Origin of the sequence: Hylemonella gracilis ATCC 19624 (genome assembly GCF_000211835.1) — a bacterium.
Lineage (GTDB): Bacteria > Pseudomonadota > Gammaproteobacteria > Burkholderiales > Burkholderiaceae_C > Hylemonella > Hylemonella gracilis.
The window spans coordinates 1-25636 of record NZ_AEGR01000084.1 but is presented as its reverse complement, the minus strand read 5'-3'; the positions used below and the strand labels follow the sequence as shown (position 1 = coordinate 25636).

Sequence of the window (25636 nt, the reverse complement as noted above, 5' to 3'; positions counted from 1 at the left end):
CCCCGGCCAGGCACTCGGCCACCAGATCCGCCATGACCTCCGGCACGCCCGCGCCCCGCACCATCACACCATAGGGTTGGCGAGAAATGGCCGAGAGAGCGTTGTAGGCGCAGTTGAGGATGAGCTTGGCCCAGAGCGCGCCGCGCACGTTGTCGTTGATCTCCACCGGAATGCCGGCGGCGATCAAGGCCGGTGCGATGGCCGCGGCCGAGGGCTCAATCACCAGTTCCCCGCGTCCATGGTGTTTCACATGGCCGGGACCGGCCATCTCGGTGGCCACGTAGACCACGGCGGCGGCCACGGTGTGGTCGGGCAGCACGGTGCGCAGGCGTTCGGCGTTGTCCACGCCGTTCTGCAGGCAGAGCAGCAAGGCACCGGGTTTCAGGTGCGGCCGGATCTGCGCGCCCGCCTCCTCGGTCGCGCCGGATTTGACACTGAACAGCACCAGATCGGCACCCGCCACGGCGGCGGGGTCGCTGCTGGCCTGCACGCGCACCGGCTCGTCAAAGCCCTGCGTCTCCAGGCGCAGCCCGGCACGCGCGATGGCCTCCACATGCACGGGCCGCGCGATCAGCGTCACGGCGTGTCCGGCCCCCGGCACCGCGCGTGCCAGCAATCCGCCGTAATAACAGCCCACGGCACCCGCGCCCATCACCGCCACTTTCATCGCCTGTCCTTTCTGGTTTCAGACGGGCAGCGCGCTGGGGTGCTGCCCATAGGGGGCGGCCAGCGCCAACAAGGCGGGGCCGACCGATTGTTCGACTTTGAGCGTCAGCAGTTCGTCGGCCCGCGTGCGGCCCAGGTTCAGCGCCGCCACCGGCTGCCCCGCCGCCACGGCGGCCTGCACGAAGCGCAGGCCCGAATAGACCATCAGCGAGGAGCCGACAACCAGCATGGCGTCGGAGCGCGCGAGTGCGTCAAACGCGGCCTGCACGCGCTCGCGCGGCGCGTTCTCCCCGAAGAAGACCACGTCGGGCTTTACGATGTTCGCCCGACCTTCGGCCGCGCAATGCGGGCACGGCGGCACGACCACGGTGCTGAAATCCACGCCGTCCAGATCGGCGTCGCCGTCCGGCGCGGCCGGCGCGTGCAGGGCCACCCAATCCGGGTTGGCCTGGCGCAAGGTCTGCTGCCATTCGGCGCGGGGCCAGCGGCGCGCGCAGGCCATGCAGCAAACGGTGTCGATGCGGCCATGCAGGTCGATCACCTCACGGCTGCCCGCGGCCTGGTGCAGACCATCCACGTTCTGGGTCAGCAGCAATTCAATGCGGCCAGCCGCTTCCAGCGTGCGCAGCGCATGGTGTGCTGGCCCGGGCCGCGCCTGCCCGATCGTGCGCCAGCCGATCAGGCTGCGGGCCCAGTAACGCTGGCGCGTGGCGTGCTCGCCCATGAAGGCCTGGAAGGTCACGGGCGGCGGGCGTTTCCAGTCGCCATTAGCATCGCGGTAGTCGGGGATGCCGCTGTCGGTGCTGACGCCCGCACCCGTCAGCACGAAGAGCCGCGGATGCCGTTCGACGAAAACTCGCAGAGCCTCGATGTCCGTCATGAGCTTGCCCAGATCAACGCGCGGCAGCCGCGGAGCGGGCTTTGCCAGGCCGCTGGCTACGCCCCTTCGCGCGGCAGGAGGGGGTGGCGTAGCGAACGAAGGATGCGAAGCTTGGATTGCTCATTCATGGCTCCGGCGCAATCTGCTCGGCATAGGCGTACAAGGCTTCCAGGATCGCCTCGCCGCGTTCATCGCCCTGCTCCGTCGCGTCCTGGCCCAGGCGGTCGAGTTCGGCGAACAAGGCGTCCAGGTTGCGCGCGCCGTCCGCGCCCTCGACCAAGCGCGCCACGCGGTGGGCCAGCCAGCGTGCCTGCTCATCTTCGTTCAGGGTGTCCGGGAAATTGCGGGCGCGGTAGCGGAACAAGATGTCGCCCAGGCGCGCGTCATCGAAACCCGCGCGGCTGGTGGCCAGTTCCTGCGGCGGGAGCGCGCGCAGGCGGGCCAGGCGCCGCCGGTCCTCGTTGCCGACGAAACCGCCGTACAGATCTTCATCCACGTCCGGCGTGCCGGCTTGCGCTGGACGCTGGAACACCTGGGGCCAGAGGGCGCTCATGTCGGGCAGCTCCCGCGCCACGGCCGCGTTGCGCAGCGCGGCATCAAGGTCCAAGCCCCAGCGCTGGGCCAGTTCGGGGCGCAAGGTCTTGAGGTTGCTGACCACCATGGGCGACTTGTTGAGGTGCACGCTCTTGATGGGGAGGCGGCTGACGCCTTCGGGCAAGTCGTCCGTGCGGGTGTAGAGGCGCAGACGGATGTCGTCCACGGTCAGGTGGGCCAGTTCTGCGGGGTCGGCGCTCAGGTCCCAGGCGATCAGCTCGTTCTTGTTCGTGGGGTGCGTGGCCAGGGGCCACATCAGGGACAGGCAGCCGCGTTCGGCCGGGAACATGCCGGACACATGAAGAAAGGGACGGGCTTGGGCCTGCGAGGTGGGCAGGCCCAGCTCGGCCGCCACGGCGTCCTTCTTGCGCAGGGCCAGGGCGAAGTCGAACAGCCGGGGCTGCTTGTCCCTGATGAGCCGAGCCAGGGCGATGGTGGCGCGCACGTCGCTCAGGGCGTCGTGCGCGGCCTCGTGGCTGAGGCCGTTCGCGGCCGTCAGGTGTTCGAGCTTGAAGCTGGGCTTGCCCTTCATCTCGCCTTCGCGGTGCATTGGCCATTCAATGCCCTCGGGCCGCAGGGCGCGGCACAGGCGCACCACGTCCAGCAGGTCCCAGCGGCTGCACTCGTTCTGCCATTCGCGGGCGTAGGGGTCGATCAGGTTGCGCCAGAACAGGAAGCGCGTCACTTCGTCGTCGAAGCGGATGGTGTTGTAGCCCACGCCGATGGTGCCGGGCTGGGCGAGTTCGTGTTCGATGCGGGCCGCGAATTCGTGTTCGGGCACGCCGTGTTCGAGACAGGTCTGGGGGGTGATGCCGGTCAGCAGGCAGGCGCCGGGGTCGGGCAGGTAGTCGTCGGCCGGCCGGCAGTAGAGCATGACGGGCTCGCCGATTTCATTGAGGTCAGCGTCGGTGCGGATGCCAGCGAATTGCGAGGGCCGGTCGCGGCGCGGGTTGACGCCGAAGGTTTCGTAGTCATGCCAGAAGAAAGTCAGAGCCATTCTGGGATTATCGCCAGCAGCGCATGGGCGTGCGGCGGGGCGAACCCGACGATTTGGATTTGCGCAGCAAATCGTATGAGGAGCGGTCGCCCCGCCGCACGCCCATGCTTGTGAGCAGTCTCACGCAGGGAGGGCTCGGCGCAGGATGGCGTCGAAGTCCACCCCACTGCCCAGGCTGCCGTAGGTCTGGCCCCAGGCGCCGCCCAGGCGGGATTCGCAGAAGGCGCTGAAGACGAAGCTGGGCGCGCTTTGCGCGAGCAGTGCGGCCTGCACGGCCAGGGCCACGTCCTGGGCGAGGCGGCGTGCTTCCACCTCGCTGCCCATGACTTCCACGCGCAGGGGCAGGCTGCGGGCCATGCGGTCGAGCGCGGCGTGTTGGCCCAGGGCGGGCTTCAGCTCTTGCGCTAGGGCACTGGCCGCGTCGGCCTTGCGCAGGCCGCGCAGCAGGTCCAGCGCCATGATGTTGCCCGCGCCTTCCCAGATGGAATTGACGGGCATCTCGCGGTAGATGCGCGCCAGCACGCCCTCGCCGCCCTCTTCCACATAACCGTTGCCGCCCAGGCATTCCATGGCTTCCTGTGCGAATCCGGCGCCGCGCTTGCAGATCCAGAACTTGGCCACGGGCGTGAGCAGGCGGGCCATGGCCTTTTCGTGGGGGTCGTCGGGCTGGTCGAAGGTGCGCGCCAAGCGCAGGGCCAGCGCGGTGGCGGCCTCGCTCTCCAGCGCCAGGTCAGCCAACACGTTCTTCATCAGGGGTTGCTCGATCAGCGTCTTGCCGAAGGCCAAACGCTGGCGCGTGTGGTGCAGGGCCTGGGTCAAGGCTTGGCGCATCAGGCCGCTGCTGCCCAGGGCGCAGTCCAGCCGGGTCATCGTGCCCATTTCCAGGATCTGCGGTATGCCACGGCCCTCCTCGCCCACCAGCCAGGCCAGCGCGCCTTCGAACTCCACCTCCGAACTGGCGTTGGCCTTGTTGCCCAGCTTGTCCTTGAGGCGCTGGATCCGCAGCGCGTTGTGCTGACCCTGGGTGGAACTGCCCGACAGGGCCTCGGGCAGCACGCGCGGCAGGAAGAAGCAGCTCAGCCCATTGGCCGTCTGCGCCAGCACCAGGAAGGCGTCGCTCATGGGCGCGGAGAAAAACCACTTGTGCCCCGTCAGGCGGTAACGCGCCCCCCAGGCGTCGTGCCCATCGGGTTCGGCGCGCGTGGTGTTGGCCCGCACGTCGCTGCCGCCCTGCTTTTCCGTCATGCCCATGCCCATGGTCAGGCCCGCCTTGTGCTTGTACAGCGTGAGCGCCGGGTCGTAGGCCCGCGCGCCCAGGCCGGGTGACCATTCCTGGTGGATAGCCGCATTGGCGCGCAGCGCGGGCGTGACGGCGTAGGTCATGGAGATCGGGCAGAGCATGGACGGTTCCAGCTCGGTGAAGAGCATGAAGCACGCCGCCCGAAGCACATGGGCGTTGCGTGTGTTGTCCAGCCAAGGCGAGCCATGCAGGCCCGCCTTCATGGCCGCCGCCATGAGGATGTGGTAACTCGGGTGGAACTCCACCTCGTCGATGCGGTAGCCCTGGCGGTCGTGCGTGCGCAGCTGCGGCCCATGCGCGTTGGCCAAGCGCGCATGCACCTGCAGGGTGGCGCTGCCCGCCAGTTGGCCCAGCGCCTCCAAGGGCTTGAGGTCCAGCCCGGGCGCGTGGACCTTGAGCGCGTCGCGCATCGCCAGATTGCCTTCGAAGAGATTCACATCGACCAGCGGCGCGGGCTGGTTGAACACGTCATGGGTCTGGTGCATGGCAATCTCCTTTTTAACTTGCGGCGTCGCGAGCGGCCCTCAGCTTAGGCGGACGGAGCGCAAAAACCAGAACGTACTTGAAGTACGTGAGGATTTGGAGCACCGCCCAACGACAGATGAGGGACGCGCAGTCGCCGCATTAAACGAGCTTCACGAGCTGCTTGCCGAAGTTGCGCCCCTTCAGCATGCCCAGGAAAGCCTCGGGTGCGGCGGCCAGGCCCGAGGCCACGGTCTCGCGCGGACGCAGCTTGCCACTGGCGACCAGGCCCACCAGTTCCTTGAGCGCCTCGGGCCAGACTTCCATGTGCTCGCTGACGATGAAGCCTTCGAGTCGGATGCGCTGGGTCAGCAGCAGCTGCGGGTAGGTCAAGGGAACAGGCGCGCCGTTGTAGCCGGCGATCATGCCGCACAGGGCAATGCGGCCGTGCGCGTTGATGCGCGAGAGCACGGCGTCCAGCACCATGCCCCCCACGTTCTCGAAGTGCCCATGGATGCCGTCCGGGCAAGCGGCCTTGAGTGCCTTGGACAAAGAGCCCGCGTCGGTGTACTGCTTGTAGTCGATGCAGGCGTCGAAGCCCAGATCGTTCACCACGTAATCGCATTTCTCCTTGCCACCCGCGATGCCCACCACGCGGCAGCCACGCGCCTTCGCCAGCGCGCCATAGGCACTGCCCACCGCGCCGCTGGCCGCGCTGACGGTCACGGTCTGGCCTGGTTTGGGTTCGATGATTTTCACCAAGCCATACCAGGCCGTCACGCCCGGCATGCCGGCCGCGCCCAGGTAATGCGACAGCGGCACCTGGCCGGGTCCGTCGCCGGCCTGCACCTTGCTCAGCACGCCGGGCTGGGCCGCGTCCACCACGGCGTAATCCTGCCAGCCGCCCATGCCCACCACCTTGTCGCCGGGCGCGAACTTCGGATGTCGGCTCTCGACCACCTCGCCGACCGTGCCGCCAATCATCACCTCGCCCAGCGCCTGCGGCGCGGCGTAGCTCTTGGCATCGCTCATGCGCCCGCGCATGTAAGGATCGAGGCTGAGGTAGTGGTGGCGCACGAGCACTTGGCCATCGCGCAGCGCGGGCGTGTCGGTGGTGACGAGCTTAAAGTTGCTCGCCGTGGCCTCCCCCTCGGGGCGGCTGGCGAGCAGGATCTGTTGATTGCGGGGCATGTGGGTCTCCTTGTCGTTGTGAAATCCGGACCATCCCACCGCTCATGTGGCGGCTTGTCGTGGGAACTGTCGCGCGACGGACATCCGGCCTTGGCCTTCAGTCGGTGGACACCTGCTGGACCGAGGGCCGAGGCCCGGGTTGCTGGCGCTTGACGTACTTGAACGTGCCCGTGGCATGGGCGCAGGGTTGACCCTCGCCGTCGTACACCGTGCCTTCGGTGAAGGCCATGGTCGTGCTGCGGTGCATCAGCCGGCCCTTGGCGGTGAGCGGCCCCAGCTCGGGCTTGGACGGCCGCATGAAACTGGTCTTCATCTCGATGGTGACCACGCCCATGGTCTTGTCGACGCTGCGCGCCGCGCTGGCCAGGGTCACGTCCAGCAAAGTCATCAGTGCGCCGCCGTGCGTGACCGCGAACGAATTCAGGTGCTCCGGCCGAGGCGCGAAGACAAGTTCGGACTGGCCGTCCTCGAACTTCACGAGCTCGAAGCCCAGGTGGTTGACGAAGGGAATCTCGGCGCCGAAGGGGATGCTCATGGTGTTGACGTCTTTATGAAGAATGGGGCAGGCGGGGTCAGGGAACCCGACGATTTCGATTTGCGCAGCAAATCATATGAGGAGCGGTCCCTGACCTCGACTGCCCCAGTCTTCATTCCGATCCATCAGGTTCAGACCACGCAGCTCACGCCGCCATCCACCGCCAGCCACTGCCCCGTGATGTGCTTGCCCGCCGCCGAGGCGTACAAGAGCGCAACGCCCTTCAAATCCTCATCGTCCCCCAGACGCCGCAGCGGCGCGTGCGCCGCCATCTTGTCTTCCCCCAGCTTCTCGATCAGGGCCGTTGCCATCTTGGTCTTGAAGAAACCAGGGCAGATCGCGTTCACCGTGATGCCATGAACGCCCCACTCCGCCGCCAGCGCGCGCGTGAAATTGATCACCGCGCCCTTGGACGTGTTGTAGGCGATGGTCTTCATCTCCACCGGATTACCGCCCAGACCCGCGATCGACGCCACATTGATGATGCGCCCCTGCTTGCGCGGGATCATGCCGTGCTTGGCGATGGCCTGGCTCAGCAGGAAATAGCCGCGGACATTGAGGTTCATCACCTTGTCCCAGGCGGCGGTTGGGTGATCCTCCGCCGGGGCACCCCAGCTCGCGCCCGCGTTGTTGACCAAGATGTCCACATGACCGAGCCGATGCAGCGCCTCCTGCGCCAGGCGCTGGATATCGGCCTCCTGTGCGCAGTCAGCCGCCACCCAGCGGGCATCGATGCCGGCGGACTGCAGTTCCTGCACGGCCTCCTCCAGCTCTTCGGCCTTGCGGGCGCTGAGCAGGACCTTGGCGCCGGCTTCACCCAAGGCATGCGCGATCTGCAGGCCCAGGCCACGCGAGCCCCCAGTGATGAGGGCCGACTGGCCCTGAAGGTCGAACAGTTGCTGTACGGAACGGGTCATGCTTGTCTCCTCGTTGTTGTCATGCCGGCCGTGGGGCCGGGCCTACTTCATCACCGAGCGCAGCCCAATGAGGCCCACGCCCGTGGCGGCGACCAGGCCGCCGCCCACCAGAAATATGCCGGCCAGGTCTGCCGTGTCGGGCCCCTGGCGTTGAAATACGACACCCAGCACCACGGCCAGCAGGCCGCCGTACAGGCAGATCCAGGCGCCCTTTTCCACCCGGGTCTTTTGGCGTTCGTTGCTCATCACATTGCTCCTGAGAAGAGGTTAAACCGCATGCGCGGATTAAAGCGGAAAGCGCGTTTGCGCGCAGCCGCCTTCCTCAGAAAGCGGCTTCCGGCATGGTGGCGCAAGTCAGGTCACGCGCCGCGACCACCTGCAGCCAGGGCTTGATTTTCGTCAATTCGTAATGGAAAAAATAACGGGTGGCGTGCAGCACGCCCGCGCGGCGCTCTGGCGTGATCGCCGCGGCAGTCGTGTCGTCGGGCAAGACACGGCAGGCGAGGTCCAGCCACATCCACGCCAGCACCACATGGCCAAAAGCCTGCAGGTAAGGCACGGCATTGGCCAGCGCCTCGGTCGGGTTTTCGGTGGCCCAGGCGGCCTTGGTGGCCGCGCCGACCTGCTGCAGGGCCTGGGCCAGCGCGTTCGCATGCTCGGCCAGCTCGGGCTGCTGGATGGCGCGCTCGATGGTGGCATTCATGCGCGCAGCCAGCAGGCTCAGGCCGCGGCCGCCTTCCATGCGCACCTTGCGACCCAGCAGGTCCAGGGCCTGCACACCATGCGTGCCCTCGTGGATCATGTTCAGGCGCTGATCGCGCCAGTACTGCTCGACCGGGAAGTCGCGCGTGTAGCCATAACCGCCATGCACCTGGATGGCCAGGGAGTTCGCTTCCAGACACCACTCGCTGGGCCAGCTCTTGGCGATGGGCGTCAACACCTCCAGCAGCAGGCGCGCCTCGTCGGCGGCCTCGGGTGTGCCGGTGCGCTGTTCGTCGACCAGACGGGCGCAGTAAAGCAGCAAGGCGAGCGACCCTTCGCAATAGGACTTTTGCGCGAGCAGCATGCGCTTGACGTCGGCGTGCTCGATGATGCGGATCTGCGGCTGACTGGCGTCTTTTCCTGCGCCGGTGATGGGCCGCCCCTGCGGCCGATTCTTCGCGTAGTCCAGGGCCGCGTGGTAACCCGCCATGCCCAGCATGGTCGCGGCCATGCCGATGCCGATGCGCGCCTCGTTCATCATGTGGAACATGCACCGCAGGCCTTCACCGGCTTGGCCGACAAGGTAGCCCACGGCGCCCGCGCCGTTTCCGTCATACCCGCCTGCCTGGCCGACCGGGAATTTGCCCTCGCCGAAGTTGAGCAAGGTGTTGGTCGTGCCGCGCCAACCGCATTTGTGGTTGAGGCCGGCCAGGGCCACGTCATTGCGCTCACCCGTCAATTCGCCTTCGGCATTCACGAGCTTCTTGGGCACGATGAAGAGCGAAATGCCCTTCACGCCCGGCACGGGCTTGCCATCGGGCCCCGGGATCTTGGCGAGCACGAGGTGGACGATGTTCTCGGTCAGCTCATGCTCGCCAGCCGATATCCACATCTTGTTGCCACGCAGGCGGTAGCGCGGGCCGAGCGGGTCCTGCGCGAAATCCGCTCCATCGGGAATGGCCTTGGTCGCGATGTCGGACAGCGAGGAGCCGGCCTGCGGTTCCGACAAACACATGGTGCCCGACCACTGGCCGGAGAATTCCTTGAGCGCGAAGACCTGTTTCTGCTTCTCGGTGCCGTGGACCATGAGCAGGTTGGCGTTGCCCACCGTGAGCAGGCCGGAGCCCATGCTGATGGAAGCCATGCCGAAGAAGCTGTTGGCGGCGGCTTCGACCAGGTAAGGCAGTTGCATGCCGCCGATGTCGTGGTCCTGCGCGGCGCTGAGCATGCCGGACTCGGCATAGGCGCGGTGCGCTTCGTGCGTGGCCTGGGGCAGCACCACGCGAAGGCTGCCGTCGGGCTCGGTGACGGTGCGCGGTTCGTCGGTGTCGATCAGGCGATTGAACGGGGCGTACTTCTCGCGCGCGATGCGTTCGCAGGTGTCGAGCACGGCGTCGAAGGTCTCGCGGCTGTGCTCGGCGTAGCGCTGGCGTTGCGTCAATGTTTCGGCGTGCAGCCAGTCGTGGAGAAGAAAATCCAAAGTGTTTCGATAGGAACTCATGGACAACCTGCCTCAGGAGTGCGCTTCACGATTTCACGGACAGCTCGCTCGTCAGCACCGCTCGCTAGGTGGTCGGCGAGAGCATTGCGCTGATTCTCCAGCGCCTCTATTTGCGGCGCGGTACATCGCAAACCGCCAGCGTCACAAAATTCCCGTGCCGACACCGTTTGTCGAGAATTATTTGATGACGCTTGGGGACCAATATTCGCAAACCAACGAGTTTGCGACCTGACTTGCCTCCAGCGCACGAGCGCTGCCTGTTCCTCCAAAGCCAGAAGCGCTGCTCTGTCATTTTGCGTAAGCTGCTCCACGAGCGCTTCATCCAATTTCTTCCGGTTGCCAGCCAGTAAATCAGGCAGCGTATGTCCTGCGACTTCGTTTCCCGGTACGTCGCTGAGTTTGCCAACCTCATCAGCAAGACCGTCTTCCACCGCGTTCAACGCACCATCGAAAGCGGAACGCAAATGCAGGTAATCTGACATGGTGCGAAGCTTCGCAATCGGCCATGTCCACCAAGCCATGCCCAGACCATTCTCAATCAAGACATGGTCTAGGCTAGCGATGCCGTCTCGTAATGCCTGGACTTCCAGTCCGCGCCGCCCCTGGGGTGATTTGCGAAAACGATCCCAAGCCTGCAACTCATCCGATAGAAAAGCAGCGTTGATTGCCGCAGCCTCCAAGTCGCGCACGAGCACCGTTGAAGGGATATTGGAAACGCCATCGACACCGCCGCTCACCATCCAGCGCCAAACGACATCCGACACTTCCACCAGCCGGGGTGCAGGCTTCAACGGGTATTGGCTACTCAACGCCGAGCAGCGTTGAACCAAAAGCCACCGGCGCGTCGACTCCAGTGCCATCTTTCGTAGATGCAAGCCTTCATAGACGTAGGCTCGATAAATCGGGCCACCGTCCAGTTCATGCAGAACATCATCAGCGGATGGGCCTTGCGCGTTTGCAGCAATAGCCACACCCAGAGAGACGGCAAGGCAAGACGTCCAACGGCAAAGAAGCGACGACGCCATCACCGCAACGACGTCAGAGAACCTCGAACACCCCCGCCGCCCCCATGCCACCGCCAATGCACATGGTGACCAGCACTTTCTTCGCGCCGCGGCGTTTGCCTTCGATCAGGGCGTGGCCGGTCAAGCGCTGGCCGCTGACGCCGTAAGGATGGCCCACCGCGATGGCACCACCGTTGACGTTGAGGCGGTCGGCCGGGATGCCCAGCTTGTCACGGCAATAGATGACCTGCACGGCAAAAGCTTCGTTCAGTTCCCAGAGGTCGATGTCGCTCACCTTGAGGCCCAGGCGCTTCAGCACCTTGGGCACGGCGAACACGGGGCCGATGCCCATTTCGTCGGGCTCGCAGCCCGCGACCGCGAAACCGAGGAAGCGGCCCAAGGGCTTGAGGCCCTTGCGGCTCGCGTAGTCTTCATGGACCAGCACGCACGCACCGGCGCCGTCGGAAAACTGGCTGGCGTTGCCCGCCGCGATCACGCCGCCGGGAATGGCGGGCTTGATGCCGCTGATGCCGTCCTTGGTGGTGCCAGGGCGGATGCCTTCGTCCTGGCTCACGGTGACTTGCTTGCTGATCATGCCCAGGGCCTTGTCGGCCACGCCCGCCGTGACCGTGATGGGCACGATCTCGTCGCTGAACTTGCCGGCCGCCAGAGCGGCTTCGGCCTTCTGCTGACTGGCCGCACCGTACTCGTCCATGGCGTCGCGGCCGATGTGGTAACGCTTGGCGACCTGCTCGGCCGTCTGCAGCATGTTCCAGTAGATCTCGGGCTTCTTGGCCTTGAGGGCCGGGTCATGCAGCATGTGCACGTTGGCCTCGTTCTGCACGCAGGAGATGCTCTCCACGCCGCCGGCCACGTAGACCTCGCCCTCGCCCGCGATGATGCGCTGCGCCGCCATGGCGATGGTCTGCAAGCCGCTGGAACAGAAACGGTTGACCGTGACGCCCGACACGGTGACGGGCAGACCCGCGGCCAGCGCGATCTGGCGCGCGATGTTGGAGCCGGTCGCGCCCTCGGGCGTGGCGCAGCCCATCAGCACGTCTTCGACGTCCGCGCCATCGATGCCCGCGCGCGCGATGGCGTGCTGGACCACGTGGCCACCCAGGGTCGCGCCGTGGGTCATGTTGAAGGAACCGCGCCAGCTCTTGGCGAGCGGGGTGCGGGCGGTGGAAACGATGACAGCCTTGCTCATAACATCTTCCTCAGGGGTACTTGTGCATCTGGCCGGGCCAGCATCAGACGTTGTTGAAGGTCTTGCCTTCGGCCACCAGCTTTTGCAGCAGGGGCGCGGGCTGCCAGAACTGGGTGTCGTCCAGGGGATTCTTCGCGTAGCGTTTCATGCTCTCGGCCACGTTGAACAGGCCCACGGTGTCGGCGTACTGCATGGGGCCGCCGCGCCACAACGGGAAGCCGTAGCCCGTGAGGTAGACCATGTCGATGTCGCTGGCCTTGGACGCGATGCCTTCCTCAAGAATTCGCGCGGCCTCGTTCACCAAGGAATAGACCAGGCGCTCGACGATTTCTTGCTCGGAAATCTTGCGCGGCGTGATGCCGAGTGCCTTGCGGTGGTCCTCGATCATCTGGTTCACCAGCTCGCTGGGGATGGCGTCGCGCTTGCCGGGCTTGTAGTCGTACCAGCCCGCGCCGGTCTTCTGGCCAAAGCGGCCCAGCTCACAGAGCTTGTCCGCCGTCTTGCTGTACTTCATGCCCGGTTTCTCGACGTAGCGGCGCTTGCGGATGGCCCAGCCGATGTCGTTGCCAGCCAGGTCGCCCATGCGGAACGGGCCCATGGCGAAGCCGAACTTCTCGATGGCCTTGTCGACCTGCTCGGGCGTCGCGCCCTCCTCCAGCAGGAAACCGGCCTGGCGGCTGTACTGCTCGATCATGCGGTTGCCGATGAAGCCGTCTGTCACGCCCGACACCACGGCCGTCTTCTTGATGGTCTTGGCCAGGGCCATCACGGTGGCCAGCACGTCCTTGCCGGTCTTCGCGCCGCGCACCACCTCCAGCAGCTTCATCACATTGGCTGGGCTGAAGAAATGCAGACCGACCACGTCCTGCGGACGCTTCGTGAAAGACGCGATCTTGTTGAGGTCCAGCGTGGAGGTGTTGGACGCGAGGATGGCCCCCGGTTTCATCACCTCGTCCAACTTCTTGAACACCGCTTCCTTGACGCCCATTTCCTCGAACACGGCCTCGATGACCAAGTCCGCGTACTTGATGTCGTCGTAGTTCAGCGTGGTGCTCAGCAGGGCCATGCGCTGCTCGTACTTGTCCTGCTTGAGCTTGCCCTTGCCCACCTGGGCCTCGTAGTTCTTGCGGATGGTGGCCAGGCCACGGTCCAGCGCTTCCTGCTTGGTTTCAAGCACCTTGACGGGAATGCCCGCGTTCAGGAAATTCATGGTGATGCCGCCGCCCATGGTGCCCGCGCCGATGACGGCCACGGACTTGATCTCGCGCTTGGGCGTGTCTTCCGGCACGTCGGCGATCTTGCTGGCGGCCCGCTCGGCGGCGAACACATGGCGCAGTGCGCGGCATTCGGGTGTCCACATCAGGTTGATGAAATGCTCACGCTCGTAAGCGATGCCATCGTCGAACTTCTTCTTCGTCGCGGCCTCCACCGCGTCCACGCACTTCAGCGGCGCGGGGAAGTTCTTGGCCATGGCGCCCACGGTGTTGCGCGCGAACTGGAAGTAGGCGTCGCCCAGCGGGTGCTTGGCGGGCAGGTCACGCACCTTGGGCAGGGGGCGGACATCGGCTTTCTCACGGGCCAGAGCGAGGGCCTCGTCCAGCAGCGTCTCGGCCGATTGCGCCACCTTGTCAAACAGCTTCTGGCCTGGCACCTGGGCCAGAAGCTCGGCCGGCACCGGCTCACCGCTGACCATCATGTTCAAGGCGGGCTCGACGCCCAGGGCGCGCGGCAGCCGTTGCGTGCCGCCAGCGCCGGGAATCAGGCCCAGCTTCACTTCGGGCAAGGCCACCTTGGTGCCCGGCGCGACGATGCGGTAATGGCAGCCCAGAGGCAATTCCAGCCCGCCGCCCATGGCGATGGTGTGCAAGGCGGCCACCACCGGCTTGGCCGAGTTCTCGGCGGCGGCGATGACGCTGAGCAGGTTGGGCTCTTGCAGCGCCTTGGGCGTGCCGAATTCGCGGATGTCCGCCCCGCCGGAGAAGGCGCGGCCGGCGCCGGTGATCACGATGGACTTGACCTTGGGGTCGGCGTTGGCGCGCTCCAGGCCATCGGTCACACCCTTGCGGGTGGCATACCCCAGGCCGTTGACCGGCGGGTTGTTCAGGGTGATGACGGCCACATCGCCGCGCACTTCATAGTCAGCACTCATGCTTGCCTTCCTCTGTCGAATCAAAAATAGAACGACCGTTCGATAGAGGCCGATTGTAGGGCGCGCCCGGCTGACTGGTTTGTCACTGCAGGGACAAAACGCGGGGATTCAAGGAATACCCTGATCCGCGTCTTGCCCCTGCCGCTTGCCCTTTCAAGGCTGGACCGTGATGGTGCCCACCATGCCGGCCTCCTTGTGACCGGGCACAAGGCAGGCAAAGGCAAAAGTCCCTGCTTTGTCGAAGGTCCAGACGATGCCGCCACGCTGGCCAGCCCTCAAGCTGATCTGGTTGGGTTCCGCATGCTGCATGCCGGGCATGCTCTTCATCATCTCCGCGTGTTGGTCCAGTTCCGCGCGGGTACCGATCACCATTTCATGCACGAGCTGGCCCTGGTTGACGATGAAGAACCGGACGGTCTCACCGGCCTTGACCGTGATGTCCGCGGGCGTGAAACGCATGGTGTCGTCCATTTGCAGCGGCACCGTGCGGTTGACCTTGGCCGGGTCACCGGGTCGGCCCGCTGCAAAGGTCAGGCCGGCCATGGTGTGCCCCTCGTGCATGCCGCCCGTGGCATGGCCCATGTCGTGGCCGGCATGGCTGCCTTGCGCCCAGACCTGGGCAGGCAAGACCAGAAGACCGGTGATCAGGGGCAGCGTCAGAGCGCGAATTGAGATGTTCATGAAAGTGTCCTTGAAAGTCGAATGTTGAAAAGCGGTCCGGGTCAGAACCAGAAACGCAAGCCCGCCACGGCACGCGTGTCACGCACGGGCTTGTCCGCCGTGCGCCGCAGATCGGCGGTCTCGCCGAAATGGGCCTCCCGTTCGAGGCCAAGGTAGGGTGCGAGTTGGCGCGAGAACTCGTAGCGCAGTCGCAGTCCCGTCGTGGCGCTGGACAAGCCCTGGCCGATGCCGTTGGCGCTGTCGTGCTGGCCATGCGCCTCGGCGTCCAGACTGGGTTGCAGCACCAGGCGCTGTGTCAACAGCAACTCGTACTCGACGCTCAGGCCCAGGGCCGTGCGCCCTCCCTCGCCCAGGTAGGCCGTCACGCCGACCTCGAACCAGTAAGGCGCCAGTCCGTCGAGGCCCAGGGCCAGCCAGTTGCGCGCCTTGCCCCCTTGCAACGTGTCATGGCGCAGGCCGACTTGGCGATCCCAGAAGGGAGCAACGGCGTGGCTCCACAGCGCCTGGGTGCTGCTGGACTCCAGCTCGCCCGCTGCCGCCTCGCCCTCGGCCTTGAGCACCAGACGGTCGTGGTCATGGCCCCCGCGGACCAGGAACTCGTAGGCACCCTGGGAGGGGCCACCGTCCACGTCGCGCACGGCCTCCAGCCGGTCGGCCAAGAAGACCCAGTGGCTGTGCTCGTCGCCCATGAAGAGGCTGCGTTCGGAACCGAGCGCATACGGTCCGCTGGACAAGGTGGTGCCGCCTGCATAGGCATGCGGGTCCCGCGCTTCTGCGGGGGCGGAACCGGCCTGCCCTTGCATGTCGCCGTGGTTCATGACAGGCGAGGACGATTGGGCCCTCGCCGAGGGGGTCGGCAGCCCTGCCCCTAGCAGCGCAGCGTAGAACAGGAACGGAAGAAATCGCAATGCGTTCATGGTCCAGGCCCTCCTTCACGCGACCACGACTTCACGGAACATGCCGGCGTGCATGTGCAGCATCAGATGGCAATGCCAGGCCCAGCGACCGAGCGCATCCGCCGTGACGAGGAAGCTCACCCGCTGCGCGGGCTGCACCGGCAAGGTGTGCTTGCGCGCGACGAAGCGGCCTTCGGCGTCCTCCAGCTCACTCCACAGGCCATGCAGGTGCATGGGGTGGGTCATCATGGTGTCGTTGTGCAGGATGACGCGCAGACGCTCGCCGTAGTTCATGCGCACGGGCGTGGACTGGCCGAAGGCCAGCCCGTCCAGCGACCAGGTGTAGCGCTCCATGTGGCCAGTCAAGTGCAGCTCGATCTCGCGCTCGGGGCCGCGCGGGTCCAGCGGACCGCCCAGCGTGCGCAGATCGGCCAGGGTCAGCACGCGTCGGCCGTTGTCGCGCAGGCCCACGCCCGGGTCGTCGAGGTTGGTGCGCGCCGTGTCGACACGCATGTCGGTGCTGGGACCGTACTCGGTGCGCGCGTGACGCGCTGCGGTGCTGGGACGGGCCAGCGCATCGGAGGCCATGACATGGACTCCGTGATTCATGCCTGCCATGCCCTGGTCGCCATGGTTCATGCCGGCGTGCCCCATGCCCGCCATCCCCTCTTGCCCCAATGAGCCGTGGTCCATCGACCCGTGGTCCATGCCGCCCATCATGTCCGTCATGCTCAGCCAGACGCGCCGGTCCAGGGCCGGCACTTCGGCCTGCAGCCCGACGCGCACGGCCAAGGTGCCGCGCGCGTAGCCGGTACGTTCCATGGATTGGGCGAACACGGTGTACGCCTCGTCACGCGGCTGCACGAGGGCGTCGTAGGTTTCACCGGGGCCACAGCGAAATTCGTCCACCGTCACAGGCTCCACGTCCACGCCGTCGGTCTGCACGATGGTCAGCTTCAGGCCCGGAATCCGCACGTCGTAGAAGGTATGGGCCGAGCCATTGATGAAGCGCAGGCGCACGCGTTCGCCGGGGCGAAACAGGCCGGTCCAGTTCCCTGCCGGCGTGGTGCCGTTCATCAGGTAGGTCAGCGTGTCGGCCGAGAGGTCCCCCAGATCGGTGGGGCTCATGCGCATCTCGTTCCACATGCGCCGTTTGTCGAGTGCGGCTTTCAGCCCCTCATCGGACACATCACGGAAGAAGTCCACCACGGTCGGCTGATGGTGGTTGTAGTAGGCACTGTGCACCTTGAGCTTGTGCATGACCGTCATGAGGTCTTCGTCGGTCCAGTCCGACAGCAGCACGACGTGCTCTCGATCGGCGCGGATGCGTTCGCCGCCACGCGGCTCGACGATGATGGCCCCGTACATGCCCACGGCCTCCTGCATATTGGAATGCGAGTGGTACCAGTAGGTGCCGCTTTGCGCGACTTTGAAGCGGTAGGTGAAGGTCGCACCCGGCGCAATGCCCGCGAAGCTGATGCCGGGCACGCCGTCCATCGGGTACGGCAGGATGATGCCGTGCCAGTGAATGGACGTGTCCTGGCGCAAGTGGTTGGTGACGCGGAGGGTGACCTCATCGCCCTCGCGCCAGCGCAGCGTGGGCGCCGGGATCGAGCCGTTGATGGCCACGCCCAGGCGCGGGTTGCCGGTGTAGTTGACGGGCAGCTCGGACACCTCGAGGTGGAATTCCGTGCCACGGAGTTCGGGCACGGCTGGGCCTGCACCAGCGGCCCGGGCTTCGCGCAACAGCGCAGAGGATGTGAAGGGTGACAGGCCGAGCAGCGCGCCGCCGGCGGCCAGGCCCTGCACGAAGCGACGGCGCCCATGGGCCGACGCGGGAAGGTAAAGGGGACTGTTCAAGACCAACTCCTGAGTTCAAGACACGAGGGCCACCGCGTCAAACAGACGCGGCGGACGTACCACGGGTAGGAAAACTCAGACGATGGGCGGCTTGTCGCTCGGCAGCGGCGTGGCGCTGAGGTCGGCCGGCAGATCGGCCCAGGGCAAGGATGCGCTTGCCCAGGACAGGCCGAGACCGTTCAGCGGCGACGGCAAGGCCACCGTGTGGCAGATCTGGCAATACACGCAGCTAGCGCAACTCGTGCTGTCGTGCTGGGTAGGGGATGGGTTCTGCGCCGCGACCTGGGCTGAGTCATGGGCTGAGTCGTGCGCCATGACCTCAAGCGGGCCATGGTCGATGTGCGCCCGATGCGCACTCAATTCGGGCGTTGCGCCATGGTCACCATGGCATTCCTCGGAGGCCGTCGCGTGATCAACAGGCAGGGCCCGCGCCAGGGACGTTGAGGGCATGGGCAGGGCCGCTACCATCTCCGTCGCCATGACCATGCCCGCCCAGCCGCGCAAGGGCAGCAGAACGAGCAGCATCAGCAGGAGCCAACGGCGAGACATGGCGCGAATCATACGCCCGCCTTGGCCGCGACCACCCTGGTCTGAGCCCTTTCACCAGCGCAGCAGACGGGGGCCCAGCAAGGCTCCCACCAACGCGGGCAGCAACATGCCCAGCAGGTACCAGACCGCCCAAAACGGAACGCCCATCTCCGGGCAATGCAGGCAGTAGACGAGCGTGGCCACCGAGCCCGACAGCAGGCCGGCCATCGCGCCGGCCCAACGCGGCCGCGTGGGCGCGAGGCCCCGCATGGCTCCCATGACCGCGATGAACCCCGGCACCGACAGCATGGCGATGTTGAAGGGGCATTCCTTCCAGCTCTGGCCCAGCAGCAGGTCCATGCGCTCGGGCGCGGGCGTCAGCCACAACACGGTGACGGCGGCGGACCACAGCAGCAGCACCGGCAAAATCAGCGCGGCCCAGCCTAGGGCCGTCACTGGCACGCCCGGACGGGAGAGCCTCGCTGCCGCGGCCAGGGCACCCAGGCCCAGGGCCAGGGGAACGGCCATCTTGATCCAGAACAGCGGCACGCTCAGCATGGCCTGGAGGTCGGGTCGCAGGCCGAAGCGCAGCAGCATCAGCAGCACGGCACCGATCCCGCCCACGAGCAAGGCCCCGGCGAAGCGTTTGGCCGCCACGTGGCGATCCACCGGCGCCACGTCCGCGGCCAGCAGGGAGATCATGTCCTTGGTTTTCATCACTCGCTTCGCATCCTTGCCGCCAAGACCTTCAACCCGCGGTGCACGCCCACCTTGACCGCCGACTCCGACAAACCCGTCAGCCGCGCGGTCTCGACCACCGACAGGCCCTGCAACTTGACGTGCAGAATGGGCAGGCGCTGCTTGTCGGGAAGCTCCTCCAGCAGCTTGAGCAAGTCGCGTCGCGCCTCGCCAGCTTCATCCTCGGCGGCCGCGAACAGCTCGGACTCCTCATCCAGCGGTTCATTCAAGTCTTCACGGCGCGCACGGCCACGCAGAAAATCGACCAGCTTGTAACGCGCGATCGCATGCACCCAGGCCGTGAGCGGCTGCCCGGTCTGGTAGGTGTGACGGCCGTTGTGCACGGCGATGAGGATTTCTTGCACGATGTCCTCGACTTCATCCTGGAGCCGGAACAAGCGCTTGCGCACGAAGGCACGCAGATGACTGCTCAGACCGTCCAGGAAGGCATGGTAGGCCGCCGAATCGCCATCCAGACCCCGCAGCAGCAGGGCCTTCAGGCGAGCCTCGGTAAGCTCGACGGATGTCTTTCCTGTCATTCGTTCCGTGCAGCAGTCTGGTTACAGGAAGTGCGAAATTAATTTTCTGGCGCACCCCCCAAAGCAGCGCATTCTATTTCCCTGCCCCCCACCACCGGCCGCGATGCCCGCGCCGATGCGGCGACATCACCACACCGGCGTAGTTTTTTTCATCGCGTCTGTAACCCACGGCGGCATCGCCGCGAACTACCCATCGGACCGTGAGCGGGCGCGATGGACGCGCGGCGCGGCGGACCGACCCACTTCCAACCACTTCAAGGAAACCGACACCATGAACGCACGCAATCTCGCCACCGTTGCCGTCTCCCTCTCCGCCCTGGTCGCGGGCGTGGCGCTGGCCCAGTCGTCGCAAATGCCTGAAAAGAAAACGACCGCCGTCGAGAAGTGCTACGGCGTCTCCAAGGCCGGCCAGAACGACTGCAAGGCTGGTGCTGGCACCACCTGCGCGGGCACGGCCAAGATGGATTACCAGGGCAATGCCTGGAAGAACGTTCCCGCGGGCACCTGCACCTCGATCAAGACCCCCAAGGGCATGGGCTCCTTGACGCCGACGATGTCCTGATCCTCAGACGCGAGGCCCCACACCATGTCAGACAGCACCGGGCTCGGAGCGGGCCTTGGCCTGAAGCCACAGCATTTCGAAGAGGCTCGGGACGCGCACGATCCTGGCTTGTGGTTCGAGGTGCATCCCGAGAACTACCTGATGGAGGGCGGCCCGCGACTGGCTTGGCTCCAGGCCGTGCGGGCGCGCCATCCGCTGTCACTGCATGGGGTCTCGTTGTCATTGGCCGCGGACGCACCGCCCGACCTCGTGCAGCTGGCGCAGCTCGCTCGCTTGGTCGCGCGGGTGCAGCCCTCGCTCGTGTCCGAACACCTGGCCTGGTCCACCTGGAACGGCCACTACCACCCTGACCTGCTGCCCTTCCCTCGCACGCAGGCCGCGCTGCGGCGCATCGCGGGCAACATCGCCCGAGTCCAAGATGCGCTGGGCCGGCGCATCGCGGTGGAAAACCCAGCGCACTACCTGCACATCGAAGGCCACGATTGGGGCGAAACGGACTTCCTCTCTGAGCTGGTGCGGCGCACGGGCTGCGGTCTGCTGCTGGACGTCAATAACGTGATGGTCGGCGCGCACAACCTGGGCTACGACGCGCAGGCCTACCTGGACAACTTTCCCACCGATGCCGTGATGGAAATCCACCTCGCCGGCCACCGCCGCGACGACAGTTCGGTGACGGTCCCCGGTCACGAACTGCTGATCGACAGCCACGACGCACCGGTCGCCGAATCGGTGTGGGCCCTGTACGAAAGACTGGTGGCACGCATCGGCCCCCGCCCGACCCTGATCGAGCGCGACGACGCCATCCCGCCTTTCGCCGAACTGCTGGAGGAGGCCCGTCGCGCCACACACCTCATGACCCGACTCGCTGGCGTCACCGGCGGGGCGGCCCAGGAGCTGGCGGCATGAAGTCGGTAGCACGACGCGACGACGCGGTGGGCGACGCGTTCGGAGACGAACTGGCCCGTTTTCAGAACGATTTCCTGCTCGCGCTCTACCAGCCTGACTCAGTCAGGGTCGCACCGACCTCCGTCTCCAAGCTGGCGACTCAGCCGGGCTTCGCGGTCTATCGCAACACCATCATCAAAGGCTGCATCGACGCGTTGGAAGCGAACTATCCGACCGTCGCGCGGCTTGTCGGCTCGGCCTGGTTCCGCGCCGCGGCCTTGCCCTACGTCCGCGCCACGCCCCCCAGCTCGGTCATGCTGATGGAGTACGGGGGGGATTTCGCGGAGTTTCTGGCCGGTTTCACGCCCGCGCGCGCACTGCCTTACCTGCCCGGAGTGGCGCGGCTGGACCGGCTCTGGACCGAGGCGCACGTGGCCGCCGACACACCCGCGCTCGACGCTGACACCCTGGCAGCATTGCCCGCCGAGACCCTGGGCCAGCTGCGCTTGCGGCCGCACCCGGCCACCCGCTGGGCCTGGCACCCCGACCAGCCCGTCTACGCCCTCTGGTGTGCCAACCGCGAGGAGCGCGCGCTGGCGCAAGACCTGCCCTGGACCCCCGATGGCGCCCTGCTGACCCGCGGCGCGTACGATGGCTCGGTGCGTTGGCAAGCGGCCAGTCTCGGTGTGTGCGCCTTTCTCGATGCTTGCTCGGCGGACCTCACGCTGGCCGGGGCGGCGCAGGCCGCGCTGCAGGCCCAGCCCAACCTGGACCTGACCCGCGTGCTGGCCGACCTGATCACCGCCGATGCGCTTGTAGCGCCTCGCGCTCCGTGATTTTTCGCTCATCGCTCAAGGACTCCCACATGCCCACGCCCATGGAACCTTCGCAACCCGGCCGACCCACGGAGCCCGTGCCCGTGCCCGTGCCCGTGCCCGTGCCCGCTCCGGCGCACGCGCACGCGACCTCGCGCACGACGCGCCTGCGTGCGTCATGGAACGCCTGCGCCGACCTGTTGGAGCGGCGCATCGGCCACGAGCTGTTCGCGCTGACGGCACGCGTCGCGATGGCCACCATCTTCTTCCTTTCCGGTCGCACCAAGGTCACGGGGCTGCTCACCGTCACCGAGGGAACTTACGCCCTGTTTCGCGAGGAATACCGTCTGCCCCTGCTGCCGCCCGAGCTGGCCGCGCACCTCGCGGCCTACGCCGAGCACCTGTTTCCGCTGCTGCTGCTGCTGGGTCTGGCCACGCGCCTGTCGGCACTGGCACTGCTGGGCATGACCTTGGTGATCCAGTTTTTTGTCTACCCCGATGCCTGGCCCACGCATTTGTCCTGGACGGCCCTGCTGCTCTACCTCGCCGGGCGTGGCGGCGGCCGCTTGTCAGTTGATCGCGCCCTGGGCCTGCGCTGAGTTCGCACGGGTCGGTGCCGTCGTCACCTTCACATCCTTGCCGGATCACGTTTTAATCCGACGCATCACAGAAACCGAAAGACCGTCGCCATGCTCTCCCGCTTACAGATCCGTACCGGCCTGTGGCTGGTGCTGGGCATTTTTTCCCTGGCCCTCTGGGCCTCGGCCGGCCTGGCTTGGCTGGGTGCTCGCCAGGCCGAGCGTGACATTGATGCAACGGCCGTGCTCGATCAGCGCATCAAGCCCCTGCACGAAACCGGCCGGCTGCTGCTGACCGCCCTGGTCGGCATGAACAACGCCTACATCCAACTGCAGCGGGGCGATCAGGTCGCGTCCACCGACGAGGTGCGCAAGGCCTCGGCCGCGGTCCAGGCCGCCGCCAAGGCCTTCGAGACCTACCGCGCGGCGGTGCCGGCGGACGACCCGCACGCTCGCCGCGCGGTACAGGCCTACGAGCGCTACGCGCGCGTGCTGGGCCTGCGCGAGGAAGCACTGTACGAAGTGTCCCTGGACCGCTACGTCGCCGCGAGCGGCGAGGCCGAGCAGGCCGACAAGGACTTCGATGCGGCCTTGCGCGCGGCGATCGCCGAAGGCGAGGCGCAACGTGACGCACTGCGCGTGGAATCCGAGACGCGCGCCACCCGCTCGGGCGGCCTCGCCCTGGGGCTGTTCGTCCTGTCGCTGGGAATGGCCGCGCTGTGCCTGCTCTTCTTCCGCCAGCGCCTGCTCGGGCCGCTGACCCAGGCCGGCCGCCACTTCGACCGCATCGCCGCAGGCGACCTCAGCGGTGCGGTGGCGAGCGCGCGGCAGGACGAGATCGGCGCGCTGCTCACGGCCTTGGACCGCATGCAGCGTGGGCTGGCGCACACCGTGGCGGCGATCCGGCATGGGGCGTCGGCGGTGGACGAGGGCACGCGCGGCATCGCCGACGGCAATCAGGCGCTGTCGTCGCGAACCGAACAACAAGCGGCCGCTCTGGAGCAGACGGCCGCCACGCTGGAAGAGCTCTCGGCCGCCGTGCGGCAGAACGCCGGACAGACGAGCCAGACCCGCGACCTCGCGCGCGCCGCCTCGGACGAGGCGGCGTTGGGCGGTCAGGCCGTCGCCCGCATCACCGAGACCATGCAACAAGTCTCGACCCATGCGCGGCGCATCGTCGACATCGTGGGCATCATCGATGGCATCGCCTTTCAGACCAATCTGTTGGCGCTGAACGCCGCGGTGGAAGCGGCCCGAGCGGGTCCGCAAGGCAAGGGTTTCGCCGTGGTGGCCGGTGAAGTGCGCTCGCTGGCGCAGCGCAGCGCGCGGGCCGCCGCCGAAGTCAAGGATCTGATCGAGCAGTCCTCGGCCAGCGTCGCGCTGGGCGCGGAACAGGCCACGGAGGCCGATCGCACCATGCGGCAGGTCGTGAAGTCGGTCGAACAACTGATGCAGACCCTGGATGAGATCGCGCGAGCGACGGCCGAGCAGTCCGATGGCATCCAGCAAGTGAGCCTGGCCGTCACGGAGATGGACCGCGCCACGCAGGAAAATGCTGGCCTGGTCGAGCAGACGGCACGAGGCGCAAAGGCGCTCAAGTCGCAGTCTGACCAGTTGGTGGAGACCGTGTCGGTGTTCCGCTTGGAGCCTGGCGCGCCGCAGGCGGCGCCAGCCCATCCCAGGCCCGCCTCAGACTTCCAGCCACTCCTTGCGCACCGAGGTGTTGGCACGCAGCGCCTCGGGCGTGCCTTCAAAGACGATGCTGCCGTGACCCATCACGAGCACACGGTCTGAAATCGTCATCGCGATCGTGAGTTTCTGCTCGATCAAGAGCACCGACACGCCCCGCGCCTTGAGTGTCTGCAGGTACTGCCCCACCAGTTCCACGATCTTGGGTGCCAAACCCTCGGTGGGTTCGTCGATGATGATGAGGTCGGGGTCGCCCATCAGGGTGCGGCACAGGGTCAGCATCTGCTGTTCACCGCCGGACAGCACGCCGCCGGGGGTGTGCTGACGTTCGCGCAAGCGCGGAAACAGGGTGTACATGTCCTCGTAGGACCAGCGGCTTGACGCGCCTCGACCGCGTTTCTCGCCCAGCATCAGGTTTTGGTGCACCGTGAGATCGGGAAAGATGTCGCGGTTCTCGGGCACGTAGCCCAGGCCCAGGTGCGCGATTTCGTAGGCTTTGCGGCCCTGGATCGCGCGTTCCCTGAACTGCACTTCGCCCGTGCAGTCGACCAGGCCCATGACGGCCTTGGCCGTGGTGGAGCGGCCCGAGCCATTGCGCCCCAGCAGGGCGACGATCTCGCCCTCGCCCACCGTGAAGTTCACGCCGTGCAGCACGTGGCTCTTGCCGTAATAGGCATGCAGGTCGCGCACCTGCAGCAAAGCGGTGTTCGGCGTGCTCATGCCCGGCCCTCCGCCTGCGCATCAGCGACGACCGAGCCCAGGTAGGCCTCCTGCACGCGCGCGTTGGAGCGCACGGCCTCGGGGGTGTCGAACGCCAACAATTCGCCATAGACCACCACAGCGATCTTGTCGGCCAAGCCGAACACCACGCCCATGTCGTGCTCGACCGTCAACAAGGTCTTGCCCTCGGTCACCTCGCGGATCAAGGCGATGAAGCGGGTGGTTTCGCTCTGGCTCATGCCGGCGGTCGGCTCGTCGAGCAGCACCACCTCGGCGCCGCCCGCGATGGTGATGCCGATCTCCAGCGCGCGCTGCTCGGCATACGTGAGGTTGCCCGCCACGGTATCGCGCCGTTTCTCGAGGCGAATCATCGCCAGCAACTCATCCACGCGCTGGTTCACATCGTGCAGGCCGACGAGGAAGCGCCAGAAGGTGTAGCGGTAGCCCAGGCTCCACAGCACGGCGCAGCGCAAGTTTTCCATCACGCTGAGCCGGTGGAAGATGTTGGTGATCTGGAAGCTGCGCGCCAGGCCCTTGCGGTAGATCTCGTAAGGCTTCAAGCCGTCGATGCGCTCGCCCTTGAGCAGGATCTCGCCAGAGCTGGGGCCAAAACGACCGCTGATGAGGTTGAACAAGGTGGACTTGCCCGCGCCGTTGGGGCCGATCACCGCCACGCGCTCACCCCGACGCACCGTCAGATCAATGCCGCGGATGATCTCGGACTTGCCGAAGCGCTTGGTGACGCCCCTCAACTCCAGGGCATTCTCGGGGGAAGCGGATTTCATGGCCAGGGTCATGGTGTTCACAGCCCTTCCCTGTGTTGGATGATGCGCTCGATGCGCGACTGCACCTCGCTCCAGCGTCGCGCGTAGTCGCGGCGCGCCACCACGAAGAGGGCGATGCCCGCCAGGGTGAATGCCAAAGCGCCGAGCCAGGTGGCGGGCTGGCGCACATCCAGCGCCAGCCCCAGAAAGACGACCTCCGAGCCCAGGGTCACGTTGAGCTGGCGGTGGTAGACCATCTCGATCAGCACCGCC

25 protein-coding genes and 1 pseudogene are annotated in these 25636 nt (G+C 66.5%); 5 read left to right on the top strand and 21 right to left on the bottom strand.

Going from position 1 to position 25636, the window contains the following annotated elements:
• The 18 genes from HGR_RS13440 to HGR_RS13360 all read right to left on the bottom strand — a co-directional run.
• Window positions 1–667 (bottom strand): ketopantoate reductase family protein (locus HGR_RS13440; RefSeq protein WP_006298831.1); only part of this gene is annotated, 667 nt, incomplete at its 3' end.
• An 18-nt stretch (window positions 668–685) separates the two neighbouring features.
• The gene (locus HGR_RS13435) at window positions 686–1546 is read right to left on the bottom strand and encodes an NAD-dependent protein deacetylase (protein ID WP_006298830.1); all 861 of its coding nucleotides are present in this window, start codon (window positions 1544–1546) and stop codon (window positions 686–688) included.
• A gap of 124 nt (window positions 1547–1670) precedes the next feature.
• On the bottom strand, window positions 1671–3137 hold the full coding sequence (sbcB, locus tag HGR_RS13430) for an exodeoxyribonuclease I (RefSeq protein ID WP_006298829.1): 1467 nt from the start codon (window positions 3135–3137) through the stop codon (window positions 1671–1673).
• Between the two features lie 120 nt (window positions 3138–3257).
• The gene (locus HGR_RS13425; protein ID WP_006298828.1) at window positions 3258–4922 is read right to left on the bottom strand and encodes an isovaleryl-CoA dehydrogenase; all 1665 of its coding nucleotides are present in this window, start codon (window positions 4920–4922) and stop codon (window positions 3258–3260) included.
• Window positions 4923–5061: 139 nt separating this feature from the next.
• Window positions 5062–6090, bottom strand: coding sequence for an NADP-dependent oxidoreductase (locus HGR_RS13420; protein WP_006298827.1), 1029 nt, complete (start codon window positions 6088–6090; stop codon window positions 5062–5064).
• Between the two features lie 97 nt (window positions 6091–6187).
• The gene (locus HGR_RS13415) at window positions 6188–6625 is read right to left on the bottom strand and encodes a PaaI family thioesterase (protein ID WP_006298826.1); all 438 of its coding nucleotides are present in this window, start codon (window positions 6623–6625) and stop codon (window positions 6188–6190) included.
• A gap of 131 nt (window positions 6626–6756) precedes the next feature.
• A complete protein-coding gene (locus HGR_RS13410; protein ID WP_006298825.1) occupies window positions 6757–7542 on the bottom strand; it encodes an SDR family oxidoreductase in 786 nt (261 codons plus the stop codon).
• 42 nt (window positions 7543–7584) lie between these two features.
• Entirely contained in the window at window positions 7585–7788 is a 204-nt protein-coding gene (locus HGR_RS13405; RefSeq protein ID WP_006298824.1) for a hypothetical protein, read from the bottom strand.
• Between the two features lie 76 nt (window positions 7789–7864).
• Window positions 7865–9745, bottom strand: a complete 1881-nt coding sequence (locus tag HGR_RS13400; protein ID WP_039853581.1) for an acyl-CoA dehydrogenase — start codon at window positions 9743–9745, stop codon at window positions 7865–7867.
• Complete coding sequence (locus HGR_RS17385; protein WP_138922533.1) at window positions 9742–10770, bottom strand: hypothetical protein; 1029 nt, start codon at window positions 10768–10770, stop codon at window positions 9742–9744. The genes HGR_RS13400 and HGR_RS17385 overlap by 4 nt, the downstream gene beginning before the upstream one ends.
• A gap of 13 nt (window positions 10771–10783) precedes the next feature.
• The gene (locus tag HGR_RS13395; RefSeq protein ID WP_006298821.1) at window positions 10784–11959 is read right to left on the bottom strand and encodes an acetyl-CoA C-acyltransferase; all 1176 of its coding nucleotides are present in this window, start codon (window positions 11957–11959) and stop codon (window positions 10784–10786) included.
• A 43-nt stretch (window positions 11960–12002) separates the two neighbouring features.
• Window positions 12003–14108, bottom strand: coding sequence for a 3-hydroxyacyl-CoA dehydrogenase NAD-binding domain-containing protein (locus HGR_RS13390; protein WP_006298820.1), 2106 nt, complete (start codon window positions 14106–14108; stop codon window positions 12003–12005).
• 153 nt (window positions 14109–14261) lie between these two features.
• Window positions 14262–14789, bottom strand: a complete 528-nt coding sequence (locus tag HGR_RS13385) for a cupredoxin domain-containing protein (protein ID WP_006298819.1) — start codon at window positions 14787–14789, stop codon at window positions 14262–14264.
• Between the two features lie 41 nt (window positions 14790–14830).
• The gene (locus HGR_RS13380) at window positions 14831–15706 is read right to left on the bottom strand and encodes a copper resistance protein B (RefSeq protein ID WP_081463545.1); all 876 of its coding nucleotides are present in this window, start codon (window positions 15704–15706) and stop codon (window positions 14831–14833) included.
• 15 nt (window positions 15707–15721) lie between these two features.
• On the bottom strand, window positions 15722–17545 hold the full coding sequence (locus HGR_RS13375) for a copper resistance system multicopper oxidase (protein ID WP_006298817.1): 1824 nt from the start codon (window positions 17543–17545) through the stop codon (window positions 15722–15724).
• Between the two features lie 75 nt (window positions 17546–17620).
• Window positions 17621–18094, bottom strand: coding sequence for a hypothetical protein (locus HGR_RS13370; RefSeq protein ID WP_006298816.1), 474 nt, complete (start codon window positions 18092–18094; stop codon window positions 17621–17623).
• Window positions 18095–18145: 51 nt separating this feature from the next.
• Entirely contained in the window at window positions 18146–18790 is a 645-nt protein-coding gene (locus HGR_RS13365; protein ID WP_006298815.1) for a DUF1109 domain-containing protein, read from the bottom strand.
• A complete protein-coding gene (locus tag HGR_RS13360; RefSeq protein WP_006298814.1) occupies window positions 18790–19350 on the bottom strand; it encodes a sigma-70 family RNA polymerase sigma factor in 561 nt (186 codons plus the stop codon). Before HGR_RS13360 ends, HGR_RS13365 begins: the two co-directional genes overlap by 1 nt.
• Window positions 19351–19621: 271 nt before the next feature.
• On the opposite strand from HGR_RS13360, the gene HGR_RS13355 reads away from it, so the two are divergent.
• The 5 genes from HGR_RS13355 (at window position 19622) to HGR_RS13335 (ending at window position 23984) form a co-directional block, all read left to right on the top strand.
• The gene (locus HGR_RS13355; protein ID WP_006298813.1) at window positions 19622–19912 is read left to right on the top strand and encodes a BufA1 family periplasmic bufferin-type metallophore; all 291 of its coding nucleotides are present in this window, start codon (window positions 19622–19624) and stop codon (window positions 19910–19912) included.
• Between the two features lie 24 nt (window positions 19913–19936).
• On the top strand, window positions 19937–20818 hold the full coding sequence (bufB, locus tag HGR_RS13350) for an MNIO family bufferin maturase (RefSeq protein ID WP_006298811.1): 882 nt from the start codon (window positions 19937–19939) through the stop codon (window positions 20816–20818).
• A complete protein-coding gene (locus tag HGR_RS13345) occupies window positions 20815–21633 on the top strand; it encodes an HvfC/BufC N-terminal domain-containing protein (RefSeq protein ID WP_006298810.1) in 819 nt (272 codons plus the stop codon). Before bufB ends, HGR_RS13345 begins: the two co-directional genes overlap by 4 nt.
• A 29-nt stretch (window positions 21634–21662) precedes the next feature.
• Complete coding sequence (locus tag HGR_RS13340) at window positions 21663–22211, top strand: DoxX family protein (RefSeq protein WP_006298809.1); 549 nt, start codon at window positions 21663–21665, stop codon at window positions 22209–22211.
• A 90-nt stretch (window positions 22212–22301) separates the two neighbouring features.
• Window positions 22302–23984, top strand: a complete 1683-nt coding sequence (locus HGR_RS13335) for a methyl-accepting chemotaxis protein (protein WP_006298808.1) — start codon at window positions 22302–22304, stop codon at window positions 23982–23984.
• Here HGR_RS13335 and HGR_RS13330 read toward each other — a convergent pair.
• The 3 genes and pseudogenes from HGR_RS13330 to HGR_RS17585 form a co-directional block, all read right to left on the bottom strand.
• Window positions 23880–24599 (bottom strand): ABC transporter ATP-binding protein, encoded by a 720-nt coding sequence (locus HGR_RS13330; protein ID WP_406564786.1) that lies wholly within the window; start codon window positions 24597–24599, stop codon window positions 23880–23882. The two genes, HGR_RS13335 and HGR_RS13330, sit on opposite strands and share 105 nt — an antisense overlap.
• Window positions 24596–25384, bottom strand: a complete 789-nt coding sequence (locus tag HGR_RS13325) for an ABC transporter ATP-binding protein (RefSeq protein WP_237701420.1) — start codon at window positions 25382–25384, stop codon at window positions 24596–24598. The genes HGR_RS13330 and HGR_RS13325 overlap by 4 nt, the downstream gene beginning before the upstream one ends.
• Window positions 25385–25401: 17 nt before the next feature.
• A pseudogene (locus tag HGR_RS17585) lies at window positions 25402–25636 on the bottom strand (branched-chain amino acid ABC transporter permease); the annotation flags it as partial.

Coding starts and splice junctions, on each gene's coding strand:
- HGR_RS13395 (WP_006298821.1), bottom strand. CDS start 11,959: ATGAGCAAGGCTGTCATCGTTTCCACCGCCCGCACCCCGCTCGCCAAG.
- HGR_RS13340 (WP_006298809.1), top strand. CDS start 21,663: ATGCCCACGCCCATGGAACCTTCGCAACCCGGCCGACCCACGGAGCCC.
- sbcB (WP_006298829.1), bottom strand. CDS start 3,137: ATGGCTCTGACTTTCTTCTGGCATGACTACGAAACCTTCGGCGTCAAC.
- HGR_RS13370 (WP_006298816.1), bottom strand. CDS start 18,094: ATGTCTCGCCGTTGGCTCCTGCTGATGCTGCTCGTTCTGCTGCCCTTG.
- HGR_RS13420 (WP_006298827.1), bottom strand. CDS start 6,090: ATGCCCCGCAATCAACAGATCCTGCTCGCCAGCCGCCCCGAGGGGGAG.
- HGR_RS13335 (WP_006298808.1), top strand. CDS start 22,302: ATGCTCTCCCGCTTACAGATCCGTACCGGCCTGTGGCTGGTGCTGGGC.
- HGR_RS13385 (WP_006298819.1), bottom strand. CDS start 14,789: ATGAACATCTCAATTCGCGCTCTGACGCTGCCCCTGATCACCGGTCTT.
- HGR_RS13410 (WP_006298825.1), bottom strand. CDS start 7,542: ATGACCCGTTCCGTACAGCAACTGTTCGACCTTCAGGGCCAGTCGGCC.
- HGR_RS13405 (WP_006298824.1), bottom strand. CDS start 7,788: ATGAGCAACGAACGCCAAAAGACCCGGGTGGAAAAGGGCGCCTGGATC.
- HGR_RS13390 (WP_006298820.1), bottom strand. CDS start 14,108: ATGAGTGCTGACTATGAAGTGCGCGGCGATGTGGCCGTCATCACCCTG.
- HGR_RS17385 (WP_138922533.1), bottom strand. CDS start 10,770: ATGGCGTCGTCGCTTCTTTGCCGTTGGACGTCTTGCCTTGCCGTCTCT.
- HGR_RS13415 (WP_006298826.1), bottom strand. CDS start 6,625: ATGAGCATCCCCTTCGGCGCCGAGATTCCCTTCGTCAACCACCTGGGC.
- bufB (WP_006298811.1), top strand. CDS start 19,937: ATGTCAGACAGCACCGGGCTCGGAGCGGGCCTTGGCCTGAAGCCACAG.
- HGR_RS13435 (WP_006298830.1), bottom strand. CDS start 1,546: ATGACGGACATCGAGGCTCTGCGAGTTTTCGTCGAACGGCATCCGCGG.
- HGR_RS13345 (WP_006298810.1), top strand. CDS start 20,815: ATGAAGTCGGTAGCACGACGCGACGACGCGGTGGGCGACGCGTTCGGA.
- HGR_RS13380 (WP_081463545.1), bottom strand. CDS start 15,706: ATGAACGCATTGCGATTTCTTCCGTTCCTGTTCTACGCTGCGCTGCTA.
- HGR_RS13400 (WP_039853581.1), bottom strand. CDS start 9,745: ATGAGTTCCTATCGAAACACTTTGGATTTTCTTCTCCACGACTGGCTG.
- HGR_RS13365 (WP_006298815.1), bottom strand. CDS start 18,790: ATGAAAACCAAGGACATGATCTCCCTGCTGGCCGCGGACGTGGCGCCG.
- HGR_RS13355 (WP_006298813.1), top strand. CDS start 19,622: ATGAACGCACGCAATCTCGCCACCGTTGCCGTCTCCCTCTCCGCCCTG.
- HGR_RS13425 (WP_006298828.1), bottom strand. CDS start 4,922: ATGCACCAGACCCATGACGTGTTCAACCAGCCCGCGCCGCTGGTCGAT.
- HGR_RS13330 (WP_406564786.1), bottom strand. CDS start 24,599: ATGAGCACGCCGAACACCGCTTTGCTGCAGGTGCGCGACCTGCATGCC.
- HGR_RS13360 (WP_006298814.1), bottom strand. CDS start 19,350: ATGACAGGAAAGACATCCGTCGAGCTTACCGAGGCTCGCCTGAAGGCC.
- HGR_RS13325 (WP_237701420.1), bottom strand. CDS start 25,384: ATGAAATCCGCTTCCCCCGAGAATGCCCTGGAGTTGAGGGGCGTCACC.